This window comes from Brumicola blandensis (assembly GCF_031846165.1).
Lineage (GTDB): Bacteria > Pseudomonadota > Gammaproteobacteria > Enterobacterales > Alteromonadaceae > Glaciecola > Glaciecola blandensis.
Genome location: NZ_JAVRIE010000005.1, coordinates 158920 through 175313 on the forward strand (window position 1 = coordinate 158920; position 16394 = coordinate 175313).

Consider the following 16394-nt stretch of genomic DNA (forward strand, 5'->3'; position numbering starts at 1 on the left):
AAATAAGGAACATAGATTCGCTAAATAAAGTGTTTTGCTTTGTTTTCGAGTTTTATAGTCTGCTCACTAACATAATATAGTGGAGCAGCAGTGTGCATACACTTCGCTATTCAGTATTGAGGAATACAATGATGAACGATAACTATGCGGGTAAAACAACACTGATTTCGGGCGGTGCTGGTGGCATTGGATTAGCGCTAGCGAAGGAGTTTGGTTCGTTAGGCATGAATGTTGTGATCGCTGATATTGATATGGTGGCCTTGGGCACTGCAGAAAACGAGTTGAAGGAAGCCGGTTTGAATGTGCTAGCTTGCCAACTTGATGTCACCGATTATCAGCAGTGGGAGCAATGTATAGCAGCGGCCCAGAAAGAATTTGGTAAGTTACATATGGTCGTCAATAACGCCGGCGTGGGCGGCATTCCGGGCAAGATTGAAGATACCGATCATGCAACTTGGCGTTGGGTCATTGATGTTAATTTAATGGGTGTACTTTATGGTACGCAAGCGGCGACACCCGCTATAAAAGCCCATGGTGAGGGTGGTTGGATCATAAATGTAGCGTCTATGGCTGGGATGATGGGCGTTCCTTATTCAAGTGCCTATGCGGCCACTAAAGCTGCGGTTGTTTCAATGACCGAAAGCTGGGCAGTTGAACTAAAGCCACACAATATACATGTTTCTGCTTTGTGTCCCGCCTTTGTCAAAACTCGAATTCACGAGTCTCTGCGAAACAAGCAGGAGAAGTATCAAACAGTACCAAGTAAAGAAAAAGTGATCGACAAGGAAAAGCTCAAGAAGAACTTTAACGCGGCGGCGGCACTTGTTGAGTCTGGCATTTCAACAGAGTTATTAGCAAAGCGCGTTGTTGAAGCACTCAATTCAGGTCAGCAATATATCTTTAGTCATCCTAACTACCGTCAAGCCACCTCGTATCGAGCAGCACTAATTGATGGCGCTTTCGATGATGCTCAACAAAGTGAACTGGTTAAGCACCTAATTGATGATGAAATAGCCAGTCTCTAGGCTGGCTGTAGGGAGGGTAAATCTGTGGTCTTTATTTTGGTAATAATTAATTTAAATATTGGTTGACAATTTAATGGCTCGTGGTTAGCCTTAACACCATATTAACAAAAGCTATCAATTTGCGGCAAACTCAATCCTTGCGCCGTCTACATTTGATTGTACTAGACTACTGGAGATGCTCTCATGTCAATGTCAGGTAAAACAGCTATCGTTGCTGGCGGCGGGAGAGATATCGGTGCAGCGTGTGCAATTGAGTTGGCAGCTCGTGGAGCAAAGGTCCTAGTCACTTATCATGCAAGCTCTACAGAAGCGCAAAAAACAATCGCAAAGATTACTGATGCTGGCGGCCAAGCAATGGCTATTCAAGCTGACCTAACCGATCAAAAAAGCGTCAGTGAAACAGTACAAACAGCGTTAAAAGAGTTTGGTAGTGTTGATTGCCTCGTTCATGTTTCCGGCGGCTTGATAGAACGAAAAAAGATCGTTGATATGGATTTAGCGCACTGGCAAAAAGTACTCGATGTCAATCTGACCTCCTTGTTTTTAATGTCTCAGGCGGTTATACCGCATATGAAGCCAGGTAGTTCCATTGTGACTTTTTCTTCGCAGGCGTCACGCGATGGCGGCGGTGGTGGTGCAATTCCATATGCAACATCAAAGGGCGCAGTCAGTACATTTACTCGAGGCTTAGCCAAAGAGCTTGGTCCTGATATTCGTGTAAATGCGGTTTGTCCTGGCATGATTGCGACTGGCTTTCATGACACTTTCACTGATGACAATGTTCGCTCTAATGTAGCTGGAGCAACATGTATCAAGCGTGAAGGTAGCTCCGAAGAAGTGGCTAAGCTGGTCGGTTTCCTTGCTAGCAGTGACTCGTCTTATATGACGGGAAATAATGTCGATATTAATGGTGGTTTGCTGTTTTCATAGCAAGCGACTGTTTCAAAGAATTCGGTAAGTGGTTGTGCGCTTAGCGGATGTTGTAAAACAAATTTAATTATTTGTGTCCTAACTTTTCGGGCCTCTTTATGGGGCCCGTTTTTTTTATTCTTTTCTAAATATTTCTCAAAAAAACATTAAAATCATCCATTTATTTTTGGTATTACCAAATATGGCATTATTGGTAATAATAAATGTTAATGCGTGGTTGACATAGTGTTGTCAGATTGGTTACATTGGGCCATCGGTTTTTAATTTTGTTAACATTTTAATATCCCGAGCCAGTGACAGGTAAATTATGTATGACTATATACATAGTGCCAACCAGAGCCCTTTGCGCAACTTGGCATAGGGCTCTACTTATTTTAAAAATGGAATTAGGTAGTTTTTCATGTTTGTAAAAAGTTGCTCCTCTACGATCATATTTGCCATCACTTCGCTGTTTTTTTTAACAGCCTGTGAGCCAGCTTCTCAATCACAGAAAACAGATAGTGCAGAAAAAGCTGCGTTGTCGGTTGATGGCAGGCTTATTCGCACTCAACAAGAATACGTAGACGCATTATCAACTATAAAGGCAGGCGATACTCTCGTGCTTGCCGATGGTGTTTGGAATGACTTTGAAATACTACTGAAAGGCGAAGGAAGCGAAGAGCAACCTATTACGCTGAAGGCCCAAACCAAAGGTAAAGTGATTTTATCCGGCCTGTCTAACTTGCGCCTAGCAGGTGAATATTTACATGTGGAAGGCTTGGTATTTAAAAATGGCTACAGCCCAACAGGTGAAGTCATTTCTTTTAGTGAAGATGCAGATACCTTAGCTTATCATTCACGCGTAACGGAAGTTGTTATAGATGGTTTTAGCAATCCGGACAAATTCAATGCGGACAAATGGGTCGTGCTCTACGGCAAGCATAATCGTTTCGACCACAATCATCTAGTCGGTAAAAGTAATGCCGGCGTCACAATGGCAGTGAGATTAAACTCTGAAGACAGCCAAGAAAATTATCACCGCATTGACCATAACTATTTCGGTCCACGACCTATTCTTGGTTCCAATGGCGGCGAAACGTTGCGTGTTGGCACGAGTAAATACTCACTCAGTAACTCTTTTACAGTAGTGGAAAATAATTACTTTGATCGTTGTAATGGTGAAGTTGAGATCATTTCCAACAAGTCTGGTCAGAACAAGTTTTTGAATAATGTGTTCTTCGAAAGTCGCGGTACCTTAACTTTACGCCATGGTAACGGTAACCTAGTTGAAGGGAATGTGTTCTTCGGAAACGGCAAAGATCATACTGGCGGTATTCGAGTGATCAATGCGGACCAAACTATTCGCAACAACTATATGGAAGGCTTGACTGGCATTCGTTTCGGTGGCGGCTTTACCATTTTGAATGGCGTACCTAATTCTAAAATAAACCGCTACCACCAAGTAAAAAATACAAAAATTGAAAACAACACAATAGTTAATGTCGATAATATCAACCTTGCTGCGGGAAGCGACGCAGAGCGCACAGCGGTTCCAATCAACAGTAGCTTTTCAAATAACTTAGTTATCAATAGCAACGGTCAGAATCCGTTTAAAATATTCGATGATGTCTCAGGTATTACCTTTGCTGGCAATATTGCGAATCAAGCGCCACAAGAAGAAATTGCCCAAGGGTTTAATTTACAAGAAAGTGATTTGGTGAGAGGCGATAATGGCCTACTTCAAAGCCAGACAGCCCAAGCTGCTGAAGTCGGTGCTCCGGCGAGCTTAAACCCGATCTCCAGAGATGACACTGGTGTTGCTTGGTACCCTAAGTCTGGTGACGCAGTGGCATTTGACTCAGGTGAAGTGGTGAATGTTGAAAGTGCTTCAGAGTTAATGCAAAAAATTGCAACAGTAGCACCTGGCTCAATAATTACTTTGGCGCCAGGTGACTATGATATAAACAAGCAACTCCAAGTTAAAACAACGCTCACAATTAAAGCTGAAACGCCAAGAACAGTCACTTTATACCCTATGCGTTCACTTACTTTTGAAATTGAAGATGGTGGCAGCTTGAAGCTTGATGGACTGAATATCTCAGGCGTAAAGTCACCAGACAATGCAGGTAATGTGTTAATTAGAAATACGAAGTTACCTACTTTATTCAACTATCAACTGCATATACACAATACGCAGATTACTGATTTAAATGTAAATCACTCAGCACACGTTTTCGATGCAGGTTATCGCAGTATGGCTGATCACATTCTAATCACTGAAAGTGTGTTCGAAAACATTACAGGCGACATTTTGCGTCTTGATAAAGAGCAAGACGACTTAGGTATTTACAATGCCGAATATGTGACAATTAAAGACTCTAGCTTTTCCAATATCGAGGGTGCCGTTGCAAAAATTTACCGAGGTGGCACAGACGAAAGTACCTTTGGTCCTCATTTTAGAATGAGCAATAGCAAAGTACAAAAAGTGGGTGGTGGTAAGCGTAACAAAACAGGTTCATCTATCTTTTTGTTGGGCGTGCAGCAAACGCGTTTAGCCGAGAATACTTTTTCAGTTGCTAAAGTCGTAACTATTGATCACACAGTAGGCGAGCCTAGAACACAGATAGTAACGAATACATTTACCAATACACCAATGCCTGTAGTAACAGAGACCTTTGCAAAAGGCCCATCTACCGCCATCGTTGTAGGAAATATTGCAAAATGAAACTAGCTAACACACTACTTTCTGTTTTTTTGCTTTCTAGTTTTGCTTGCTCTGCTCAGCACCTACTTGAAACACCTGAGCAAATTGAAGCGATGCAAATGGCTGCAAAATCGGATGGCAGTTTTGCTGATGAATTTGAAGCGCGCAAAGCCAAAATAGACTTGGCATTGACTCAAAAATTGAATGTACCTTTACCTGCTGATGCGGGCGGTGGATATACACACGAAGTTCACAAAAGAAATTATGCAACTATGCGCGATGCTGGTCGTTTGTATTTGATAACGAATGAGCAAAAGTATGCGAACTTAGTACGAGACATGTTGTTCGAATATGCTGAGATGTATCCAACGCTACCATTGCATCCACAGCAAAAAGAACAGTCGCCGGGTAAGTTGTTTTGGCAAAGCCTAAATGAAGCCGTTTGGTTGGTATATACCATTCAAGGCTACGATGCAGTGAAAGACGCATTGACCACTGAAGAACGCAACACCATCGAGAATGGCGTGTTTATCCCAATGGTAAGATATTTATCAGAAGAGTCCCCGCAAACTTTCGACAAGATCCATAATCATGGCACTTGGGCCGTGGCAGGCGTTGGCATGGCGGGTTATGTTCTGGATAAACCAGAGTGGGTTGAGAAGTCATTATATGGCCTCGATAAGTCTGGTAAAGGTGGCTTTATGCGCCAACTTGACGAACTCTTCTCACCTCAAGGTTACTATAATGAGGGGCCTTATTATCAGCGTTATGCATTAATGCCTTTTGTGTTATTTGCCAAAGCTATTGATGTCAACGAACCCGAACGCAAGATATTCGAGTATCGCGATGAGGTATTATTAAAAGCGATTACGACCACTATAGAACTTAGCTACAACGGTCTTTTCTTTGGTATCAACGATGCGATAAAAGATAAAGGCATCGATACCTTAGAGCTTGTACACGGTGTCACTATTGCCTACAACAAGACTGCAGAGAAAGGTTTGCTCAGTATTGCTAAAAAGCAAAATCAAGTACTTCTAACCGGTGATGGGCTTGCGGTAGCAAATGCTATCGATGATGGTTTAGAGGTAGTCTATCCGTTTGATTCAAAGGTCTTCGGTGATGGTATTTCTGGCAAAGAAGGTGCCTTGGTTGTGTTGCGAGAGAATCAAGATACGGCCCATCAAACATTGGTTTTTAAAGCGACATCACAAGGCCTGGGTCATGGTCATTTTGACAAGCTTCATTGGATTTTTTATAACCAAGGTGAAGAGGTTGTTTATGACTATGGCGCCGCACGTTTCCTCAATGTTGAAGCTAAATACGGTGGTCACTATTTACCTGAAAACAATGCTTACGCAAAACAGACTATCGCTCACAATACCTTAGTGGTTGATGAAATTAGTCATTTCAATGGCAAAACTTCTGTGGGTAATCAATATCACCCTGATGTGTTATTCACTGAGTTTGATGAAGAGTTACAGATATCTTCAGCGCGTATGGAAAACGCATATGACAATTTGGCGTTTACGCGCACTCAAGCATTGGTTAACAGCAAAGAAGGCTTTGTTTTTCTCATCGATATATTGGATGTTGAAGCTGAAGGCGAACATCAACTCGATGTGCCTGTGCACTTTAACGGACAATTTATTGACAGTAACGTCGGCTTACAGGGCCAAACTCAGAGCCAAAGCGCTTTAGGTAGTAATAACGGATATCAGTACCTATGGTTGCAAGCCAAAGGCGAAGTTGAGCAGGACTTAGCCAGAGTGACTTGGCTGAAAGATAATACGTTCTATACCCACACTACTGTTGCAAAGAAACAAAATAATCGTAAACCACAAGAGTTATTGATGGTGCGTATTGGAGCAAACGATCCGAACTTTAACTTGATCGCCAAGCAAGCCTTAATCAACCGTATACATAGCAGCGGAAATCATCAGTTTTTGAGTATGCTTGAAGTGCATGGTGAATATAACGGTAGTCGAGAATTCACTATCAATAGTAAGAGTCAGCTACAGAGCTTAGAAAATATCAGTCACCTTTCAAGCAATAAAACAGTGACCTTAGTGAAAGCTACTTTTGCACCAGAACTGAGTTTTGTACTAGCAATTGCTAGCAGCGCGAGTGATGAAAATACCGAAACTGAATTTAGTGTCGAAGGGAAAGAATATGAAATGAAGGGCAATGCCCATTTGTTTCGCTTATAGGTTTGATGGTTGATAAAACTAACTACCTACAGACAGTATAAACGACAGATAAAAATTATAATTAGTAGTAAAAAGCATAGGAATAAAATATGAAAAACTTGAGGTGGTGGGTAATTGCGCTTATCGCACTTGCTACGGTCATTAACTACATCGACCGACAAACGCTGAGTGTTTTGTGGCCATTTATGGGTAAGGAAATTTACCCAGACAAAACCGATGCCGAGTTAAAAGAAGTGTACGGCATCATTAGTATTGTTTTTCTTTTCTCTTATGCCTTTGGTCAAGCGATCTTCGGTAAAATATTTGATTGGATTGGTACACGATTAGGCTTTGTTTTGTCTATTGGTATTTGGTCTATTGCCACCATACTGCACGCGTTTGCACAAGGTATACTTACCTTCAGTATTTTCCGAGCAATTCTTGGTATTTCAGAAGCGGGTAACTGGCCTGGTGCGGCGAAAGCTAATGCAGAATGGTTCCCGACGAGAGAGCGTGCGCTAGCTCAAGGTATCTTTAACTCGGGTGCTGCGGTTGGTGGACTAATTTCAGTACCATTGATTGCTTATCTTGCACTGTTCTTCAACTGGCAAGTCATTTTTATTCTTGTTGGTGCAATTGGTTTACTGTGGTTAATCCCATGGTTAATCGTGGTGAAGTCTCCACCTGGTGATCACCCTTGGATTACCGAAGAAGAAAGACAATACATTCTGACGGGTCAGAAAAATGAAGTGAAAAGTGAAGCCGAAAATGCAGTGGAATACACACCTTCTACCGGCCAACTTTTATCCCACAAGCAAAGCTGGGGTGTCATTATCGCAACAGCGGCAATTGATCCTATTTGGTGGTTGTTCATCGTTTGGATCCCAACTTATCTTGTTGAAGTTTATCAAATGGATGTAAAGGGCTTAGCTATTTACGGCTGGGTACCTTATCTAGGAGCAATGTTTGGTGCTTGGTTCGGCGGATTGTTAGCGCAAAACCGATTGAAGGCAGGTTGGTCAGTGAACAAGACTCGAAAAGTCGTTATCTCGTTAGGTTGTATGATAATGCTACCCGCCTTGTTGATGTTATCAAATCCAGGTGGCGAAGTGGCTGCGGTTCTTATCATGGCAACCATATTGTTCGGCTTCCAAACGTCGATAGGTAATGTTCAAACACTACCAAGTGACTTATTTGGTGGAAAAACAGTAGGGAGCTTAGCTGGTTTTGCTGGTATGGCGGCCAAGCTTGCTGCAGCGGCGTTAACTTATTCTGTCCCGTTTCTAACAGCAGATGGAAACTACACCATCGTATTTGGTATCGGTGCTGGGCTGGCGCTCATCGCGATGCTTAGCGTATTGTTGTTGTGTCCGAAAGTTGAACCTGTAAAGCCGCACGGTGAAAATACAGGTTCTGCACAGGAATCATAACTTATGAAGGCTTTGAACATATCATCGTTGATGTCTGGTTTTTATCCGAAACGTAACCAGGGTAGTCTTATGACTGCCCTAGCAATGACCTTTAGTTGTTTGGTTTTTACATCGAGTGCTCAAGCGTCTGATAAAGATGTTCAGATCCCTGAGTCTCACACTAGCCTTGCGCAAGGCGTGTTATTGGGTGATTTTACTAAACTCGACCCAAGTAAAAAACCAGGTGAAAACTTTGACTTGCTAGATTGGTCATTGACTCTGCCAACAGACATCAACAAAGACAAAAAAGCGGACACGATATATGAGAACCCTCTCAATGAAGGTTTCGAACTGAAGCCATTTTTCTACACTGCAGATGATGGTGGTTTAGTGTTCGCGTGTCCAAATGTCGGTGCGCAAACGTCCAAGAATACCAAGTATGCGAGAACGGAATTGCGCGAAATGTTGCGTCGTGGAAACACACGCATTAAAACCCGTGGGATTACTGAAAATAACTGGGTTTTTGGTGGTGCACATGGTGCTATGAAGCGCAAAGCTGGCGGCATTGAAGGTAGCTTAGAAGGCACTCTGGCTGTGAATAGAGTATCGACTACGGGTGATGAAAAAATGGTTGGTCGCGTTATCGTAGGCCAAATACACGCAACGGATGACGAACCTATTCGACTGTATTACCGGAAGCTACCTGGCAATACGAAGGGGACTATTTATTTTGCGCATGAGATCAATGGTGGCGACGATATTTGGATAAATATGATTGGCACGCGTTCTCATACTCTCGATAATCCTGAAGATGGTATCGCCTTGAATGAAAAATTTTCCTATAAGATAACGGTAGAGAATGAGATCCTCTTTGTTACCTTAATCAGGGAAGGTAAACCAAATATTACTAAGTACTATGACATGAAAGACAGCGGTTATAGCGCTGGTAACCAATACATGTATTTTAAAGCCGGTGTGTATAACCAAAATAATGGTGGTGCAGAAGGTGATTACGTGCAGGCAACTTTCTACCACATTCAAAATCAGCATAAAGGCTATAAATTCTGAGGTCATTTACGGTCTCAATAAGATTTTATTCTAAGTTTATTGTCTGACCAATTTTGTCAAGGCTCCCAAATAAAACCCGTCATCTGCAGCAATGCAATGGCGGTTTTTTTTTGTGTTTACAAATGATTTGGTTTTTATTTTTGGTAAGCCGTATTGGTAATAAAATTGTTAACAATTGGTTGATATATTGGTTTTGATTAAGTATATTGGTGCTAACAAATGCGTAACATAAACATAACAAGCGATTCGCAATCAAATGCTCGCACAAAAACAACGGAGAACTCGATATGTCGTTGATATCAGGGAAACATAAAAACTCACTCAATCAGGAAGAGCAATTTACGCTGTCACCTGTTGCAAAATGGGTCAAGCTTGCAGTCATTGCTTCAGTAGCTAGCTCATTTGCCTTCGCCGCTACTGCACAAGAAACGCAAACCGAAAGTGAAGAAAGTGCAGAAAATGTAATTGAAGTGATTGATGTTGTAGGAACCCGCAAAACGATACAAGACCAAATAGCCATAAAGCGTGAAGCAACCACCGTCGTTGATGGTTTATCTGCAGAAGATATTGGTGATTTACCCGCTCTTTCAATCGGTGAAGCCTTAGAGTCAATTACTGGCGCTGCATCACACCGTGAGAATGGTGGTGCGACAGAGATTACAATTCGTGGTTTAGGTCCCTTTCTAAGTGCCACTCATATCAATGGGCGTGAAGCGACTAACGGTAGTGGTGACCGCTCTGTTAACTTCTCTCAGTTTCCTTCGGAGCTAATGAAAAAAGTTGCGATTTACAAAACGCAAGACGCCTCTATGATTGAAGGTGGTGTAGCGGGTGTAATTACACTAGAAACGCTAAAGCCACTCGACTTTGGAAAACAACGTTTCCAAAGTGAAGTAAAGTTAAACTACAACCCTGATCAAACAAATGTAGAAAATTCACTCCAAGGCGATCTGGGTTATCGCGGCACTCTCAGTTATGTAGATCAGTTTGAATTTAGTAATGGTCAAGCATTAGGCGTTACAGTGGGTTGGCAACGACAAGACATCAGCCAACCAGAAGCTGAATATCGTAGCTCTAGCCCGACGGGTTCTTCGTTATGGGCGTGTCTCAACGACCCGACAAACACGAATGAAGGTTTTTTCCGTTCATCTGCAGGAGATTGTGAAGATCAGGTTAACGGTAGTAACAACCAAGGTTATGAAACAGATATCGATCCAGCAACAGGTCGCGCTGAAAGCTCAGGTACCGGCTATGCGTGGACTGGCTCTAGTCGAAGCTTCCGTCAAAACGAAACCTCTGATGAAAGAGATGCATTGTTTATTGGGCTTCAATTCCGTCCTTCAGACGCGTGGGATATCAATTTCGACGCACAATTATCCGACCGAGTACAAGCAGAAGCTCGTCATGATTTACTCTTTTTACAGAAACGTGTGACGCCAGGTGTAACAGGCCAAAACCTTGTTACAAACAGTGTAGGTGGCATTTTACATTGGGAAGGTGAAGAGCGCTTTGAGTCTGCAGGAGAGCAGTTCTCTCGTGAAGAAAACTATCAAGGTTACGGTTTAAACATTCAGCACTTCGTTACTGATGACCTTAGCATCAGCGCCGATTTTGGTTACTCACAAACTAAGCGAGAAGAACTACAAATCTCTAACCGTGGCAGAACCGCATTCCGTCCATTCTTCTCTTGGGATTTAGGCGAATATATTCCTCACTTAACGGTGAGTGACTTTGATGTTACAGATATCTCAAACTTTACGGATAGTTTACGTACTCGTATCGACCGTGAAAACGTAAGAGATAATGAAGTTGTTTCTGCGCGGATTGATTTTGACTACTCTCTAAACGGTGAACATTTTACTAGCATCCAAGGTGGCGTGCGCAGATCTGAATTGACCTTTGTTCAATTTGGTGGAACGAATGGTAACGGGTCAAGAAATCAGTTTACATTAAATGAAGCCAACACAGCCGCGATAGACATTCTCGAAGGGTGCCAGATTGATTTCCCTGAGTCAGACTATTTATCGAGTATTTCTGATGGCGACATCATTACCAATGTTGACAGTGATGGCAACGTAATTGCGAGTGGCACAGGTTCTTCGTGGGCTACTTACAACAATGTTTGTTTCTCACAAGCCGTTGTTGCTTCACAAGGTGGCGAATTTGCTTACCCTGAAGTTGAATACGCAAACGCCGGTACAATTGATGTGACAGAAGAAACCACTGCTGCATATGTCATGGCTAATTACGATACTGAGATGTTTGGTAAATTCATTCGCGGTAACTTTGGTGTGCGCGTGGTGAACACCGACGTGACTTCTATCGGTTTTAGACAAGGTTTTGATGTAGAAACAAGTGAGCTGGGTGTACTGACACTCGTCACTAATGATTCAATAGAGCGCATTGTGGGTGGCGGTGACTACACAGAGGTGCTTCCGAGCTTTAACTTAGTTGTAGATTATAGCGAAGATATTCTGTTAAGAGCGGGTATTTACCGTGGTATGTCTCGTGCTGACCCAGCGGATCTTGGCTTTAGCCGTACTTTCCAAACTGATGACGAAGTAGCGCCTGTCACCATTTCTGATTTGTTAACGGGTGTTAATGGTTCTGGTAACCCAGACACGCAACCATTGATGTCTTGGAACTACGATGTGGCATTTGAATGGTACCCAAATGAAGATTCCATCTTCGCGGTTAGCGTATATTACAAGCAGTTTAATGGTGGTTTCCAACAACAAACAGTATTAGAGAACTTCAACGTAGAAGGTGTTGATGTTGCCTTGCCAATCACTAACTCAGTGACCACTGACAATGAAAGTGACCTCTTAGGTTTAGAAGCGTCAATAGCATATCGTTGGGACAGTGGTATTGGTGTGAAGTTTGGCTATAACTACGCTGACACAGACTTTGAGTTTGAAGACAGTAATTATGGCGACACATTCATTACTGATCTAGATGGCGTTACAACACAGCTGACTGAAGGGATCATTCCTCCTGGTGCGGTACCTGGTTTCTCTGAGCATGTATTCAGTGGCCAGCTTTACTATCAAGTGGGTGACTTCGATACGGCACTTATCTACAAATATCGTAGTGAGTACTTCCAGCCCTACACAAGTAACGGAACAAGATTACGTTTTGTTGATGAAGTGGGCGTTTGGGAGGCGAGAGCTTCTTACAAAATCAGCAAAAACATTCGTGTGAAAGTTGAAGCAATTAACTTGTTCAGTGAGCCGAAATCACAAGATTTCTATGTTCAGGGTAATTTAGGTGAAGTTAACGACTACGGTCCTCGTTTATTCGCGGGTATTAGCTTCAAGTACTAATAGAGCAAAGTGCTTATATCACATACACATTTGCCCACAGTGTTGGGCAAATAAGTAACAAATTAGAAGTAAATCTTTCAGGAGTAGAAAGTATGTTTAAGAAATCTCTTATACCCCTTGTTGTTGCAACAGCCTTAGTCGGCTGTGGTAGCGATGACAAGGCAGAGTTAGATAGTAATAGACCCGGCAGTATAGCGATCACGGGCAGTGATTTTATTGCGGGTGCTGAATTATCAGCGCTGATCACTGATGCAAACGGTGTTTCAGCACAATCAGTTAGCTACGCTTGGTCTACTGGCGCCACTGGCACAACATATACAATTACCGAAGCAGACGAAGGGACAGTGATTTCTGTGTCAGCAGTCTATACAGATGAGGCTGGTTTCACTGAGGGCGTAGGTGCATCGACACCCGTCATTAATCCTACTCTAGACGTATCAGCGAATGTCGTTAAAGGACCCGTGAGCGGTGCCAGCTGTGAAATTTTCGCAGTAGACGACAGTGGTGCAGCGGTAACACCAGCACAAAGTACAGCAAGCTCTGATGCAACTGGCGCAATTACCTTTAGTGACGTGCATTTTGAAGGTGCCGGTTTAGTGTCTTGTACTGGTGGTACTTATACTGATGAATCGACCGGCGAAACGCTAGACGCGCCATTAATGAGATCGGTAGTAGATGTAGTTGAAGGCGATATGGAAACACCGGCGCCTTCTTACGTTGTGTCTCCGTTAACTGAAATGACAGTGCAAGCTGCAGGTGCTAACATAAATAATTTTGCTGCTGAAGCTGACATCATCAATGCTCGCTTCGGTATTCGCTTTGACACGACCCAAGTATTGCCTACCGCGGTCGGTGAAGTTCCTTTAGGTGCAGATGGCGCAGAAAACGCAGATCGCTATGGTTCTGTACTTGCCCTTTTATCTCAACTTGATGCTGATGATGATGCTAAAGATATCGCTACCGTCATTGCAGACATTGCTACAGATTTAGCCGATGGCGAGTTCTCAGACGAAACATTAGACGCCTTTGAGATAGCACAAACAAATCTGCAAACTAGCTCAGAAGTTGCAGGCGATGTTGATGAATCATTACTCGATGTTATCGGTTCGGCAATTGGTTATAACAATGATCCTGTCACAGCGATTATCGAAGGTGTATTAAGTGGCACTGTGCAAAATACTGCGACAGAACCGCTGACGGGTACCGTTATTGTTACCGATCCAAACTTCGAAGAAGATGCGATAGTTGCTCAAACAGATGTTGCTCTCGACTATGGTACTTTTAGTATCACAGCGGAAGGGAACTGGTCGTACACAGTCGATACTGCAAACGAAACCGTGGCTAACTTAGAAGTAGGTAATTCGGTGAATGATACAGTCACGATTACTTCTATTGACGGCACCACTGCAGAAATTGAAGTGCGAGTTGCTGCTTTAACCCAAGTGGTTAAAATTTCCGATATTGGCAACGACACGGGTGAAATTAGATTTAGCGTAAATAATTTACGCCAAGGTAAACTAAGTGCTTCGTTCTCGAAAGAAGAAGCATTAGGCAGTGACGGCAATGTGAAAGATGCTTACATTACCCTTTACGGTAGCTCGGGAAGCTCAAGTGAATCACTTATCGATTTGCGTATTCAAGGCACGCAAACTGACGGTGCAGGCAACGAGATAATGCCTCGCTTCTTTGTACGTAACACTGATAGTGACGCGTATCCTGGTGATATCATCACAGCGCCATTTGTTGAAAATCAATTCTACGATGTTGAAATCACTTGGGACTTAGACTCAACTGAACAGTTAACCGTATCGATTGACGGTGAAGTGATTGGTGGCGGTTCATTCTCAACTGCTGCGGTTGTTGACTCTGACTTCCAGAACTTAGACCAATGGTTTGAGGAAGGTATAAGAGCCATTCAATTTAGATTTGGTGATAACGATAGAACGATTCCTTTTGGTTCATTCTTTGTAGATAACATTGAAGTGTTCTCTGATACTGCTGGCACAGTGAGCGTATTTGAAGATGACTTTGAGAGCTACAGCGTGGGTGAAACCTTAGCTTCTGATGCTAGCCTTTACAGCTTATCTATTTATTCTGAAGTGGTCGTATTTGATGTAGGCGATGGCACATCTGAACCAACTCCGGCGGTATTCTTTGATCTCACTGGTACGTTACCAAGTGATCAAGTTGACCCTCTAACGGGTGTTGTCAGTGTGCTTGACCCGGACGAAGGTGAAGCATTTATCATTCCTTCTTCGGCAACGATGACTTATGGTTCATTCTCAATATTAGAAGATGGGTCATGGACTTATACCTTAGATACAAGTAACCCGATTATTGCTGCGCTGCTGGTTGGAGAGCGTGAGACAGATACCGTTACTATTGAATCTGTGGATGGCAGTACCGCCGAACTAGCGATTACCATTACAGGTACAATTGCGGTTGATACTGGAGCTAATAATGTTGCTGTCATTATCGATACTGACCCAGGTGATACTGGAGAGTTACGTTATGCTCTTGGAGATGGTGGTCCATTAGCTGCAGGTAGAGTGACCGCTAAAATTAAGCGCTTAGATGATGACTTGGGTAACGGCGATGCATTTATTACTCTGTTCAACTCTGCAACAAATAACGACGGTGCTATTTTAGACTTGCGTATTAGGGATGACAGCTTTGGTGTGCGCAGTCCTAGTGATACTGATACGAGTGCGGCAACTGTCTTGCTAGATCAGTTCATGGACGTAGTCATAACTTGGGAGTACCCGGGCGGCGACTTAACCGTTAATCCATTGGTAACAGTAGAAGTAGACGGTGTTCGCTTCACAGCCGACGGTTTTACACCAGATAACAACTCAATTGGTGGCGTGACTCACGTATCCTTCAGATTTGGTGACAATGGTGGTGTGAGAGAAGCAACAGGTAAATTCACTGTTGACGACTTGTTCATCTATTCTGATACAGCTGGCACAACGGAAGTTTTCTCGGACGACTTTGAATCTTACGTTGATGGCGATTCATTAGATACAGACAACCCTGTTTCTCCATATAACTCCAGTACTTCTGAAGCTACCGTTGAAACTATCGGTGAAGTAGGTGGCCCAGGTACCGAAGGCAACAAAATAGGTGAAATCCGCGATACAGACCCAGGTGACACAGGTGAGCTTCGCTATGCCTTAGGTGACAATGGTCCATTGGCCCAAGGGCGATTTGAAGTTGCGATTAAGCGTTTAGATGATGACCTTGGTAATGGTGATGCATTTATTACCCTATTCAATTCTGCTACTAATAATGACGGTGCTCTTTTAGACCTGCGTATTAGAGATAACTCATTTGGTGTTAGGAGTCCTAGTGACTTAGATACGTCGGCTGCCACTGTAGTGTTGGACCAGTATATGAATGTGGTGATTACTTGGGAATATCCTGGTGGAGACTTAACCGTTAACCCTCTGATTACTGTTGAAGTTGATGGTGTCAGATTGACGACTGACGGTTTTACCCCGGATAATAACTCGATTGGTGGTTTGACCCACGTTTCAGTGAGATTTGGTGATAATGGCGGCACAAGAGAAGCAACGGGTGTTGTATCAGTAGATAACTTTGCAGTTTACTCTGATACGGCGGGCACAACTTCCGTATTCTTTGATGATTTTGAGTCTTATATGGCAGGTGATTCCCTCGACACCGACAATGCAGTTTCGCCTTATAACTCATCGACATCTGAAGCTGTTGTTGCGGTTGAGTAAGTGTTCAAAACCTTTATAAAAAAT

Annotated in this window: 8 protein-coding genes; all 8 read left to right on the top strand. The window is 43.0% G+C overall.

Annotation, left to right across the window (positions count from 1 at the left end):
• Positions 1-131: 131 nt before the first annotated feature.
• The 8 genes from RM544_RS13000 (at position 132) to RM544_RS13035 (ending at position 16370) form a co-directional block, all read left to right on the top strand.
• Positions 132-1025 (top strand): SDR family NAD(P)-dependent oxidoreductase, encoded by an 894-nt coding sequence (locus RM544_RS13000; RefSeq protein ID WP_311362364.1) that lies wholly within the window; start codon positions 132-134, stop codon positions 1023-1025.
• A gap of 183 nt (positions 1026-1208) precedes the next feature.
• Positions 1209-1955, top strand: a complete 747-nt coding sequence (locus RM544_RS13005; protein WP_311362229.1) for an SDR family NAD(P)-dependent oxidoreductase — start codon at positions 1209-1211, stop codon at positions 1953-1955.
• Positions 1956-2355: 400 nt separating this feature from the next.
• A complete protein-coding gene (locus tag RM544_RS13010; protein WP_311362230.1) occupies positions 2356-4659 on the top strand; it encodes a polysaccharide lyase 6 family protein in 2304 nt (767 codons plus the stop codon).
• Positions 4656-6848, top strand: coding sequence for a heparinase II/III domain-containing protein (locus RM544_RS13015; protein WP_311362231.1), 2193 nt, complete (start codon positions 4656-4658; stop codon positions 6846-6848). Before RM544_RS13010 ends, RM544_RS13015 begins: the two co-directional genes overlap by 4 nt.
• Positions 6849-6937: 89 nt before the next feature.
• Positions 6938-8257: an MFS transporter gene (locus tag RM544_RS13020; protein ID WP_311362232.1), complete on the top strand. Its 1320-nt coding sequence runs from the start codon at positions 6938-6940 to the stop codon at positions 8255-8257.
• Between the two features lie 84 nt (positions 8258-8341).
• Positions 8342-9304, top strand: coding sequence for a polysaccharide lyase family 7 protein (locus RM544_RS13025; protein WP_409220092.1), 963 nt, complete (start codon positions 8342-8344; stop codon positions 9302-9304).
• 287 nt (positions 9305-9591) lie between these two features.
• Complete coding sequence (locus RM544_RS13030) at positions 9592-12627, top strand: TonB-dependent receptor (RefSeq protein ID WP_311362234.1); 3036 nt, start codon at positions 9592-9594, stop codon at positions 12625-12627.
• Positions 12628-12719: 92 nt separating this feature from the next.
• Complete coding sequence (locus tag RM544_RS13035) at positions 12720-16370, top strand: VCBS domain-containing protein (protein WP_311362235.1); 3651 nt, start codon at positions 12720-12722, stop codon at positions 16368-16370.
• Positions 16371-16394: the final 24 nt, after the last annotated feature.

Bases quoted from the DNA above. Each gene is read 5' to 3' on its own strand.
- RM544_RS13000 (WP_311362364.1), top strand. From the start codon at position 132: ATGAACGATAACTATGCGGGTAAAACAACACTGATTTCGGGCGGTGCT.
- RM544_RS13005 (WP_311362229.1), top strand. From the start codon at position 1,209: ATGTCAATGTCAGGTAAAACAGCTATCGTTGCTGGCGGCGGGAGAGAT.
- RM544_RS13010 (WP_311362230.1), top strand. From the start codon at position 2,356: ATGTTTGTAAAAAGTTGCTCCTCTACGATCATATTTGCCATCACTTCG.
- RM544_RS13015 (WP_311362231.1), top strand. From the start codon at position 4,656: ATGAAACTAGCTAACACACTACTTTCTGTTTTTTTGCTTTCTAGTTTT.
- RM544_RS13020 (WP_311362232.1), top strand. From the start codon at position 6,938: ATGAAAAACTTGAGGTGGTGGGTAATTGCGCTTATCGCACTTGCTACG.
- RM544_RS13025 (WP_409220092.1), top strand. From the start codon at position 8,342: ATGACCTTTAGTTGTTTGGTTTTTACATCGAGTGCTCAAGCGTCTGAT.
- RM544_RS13030 (WP_311362234.1), top strand. From the start codon at position 9,592: ATGTCGTTGATATCAGGGAAACATAAAAACTCACTCAATCAGGAAGAG.
- RM544_RS13035 (WP_311362235.1), top strand. From the start codon at position 12,720: ATGTTTAAGAAATCTCTTATACCCCTTGTTGTTGCAACAGCCTTAGTC.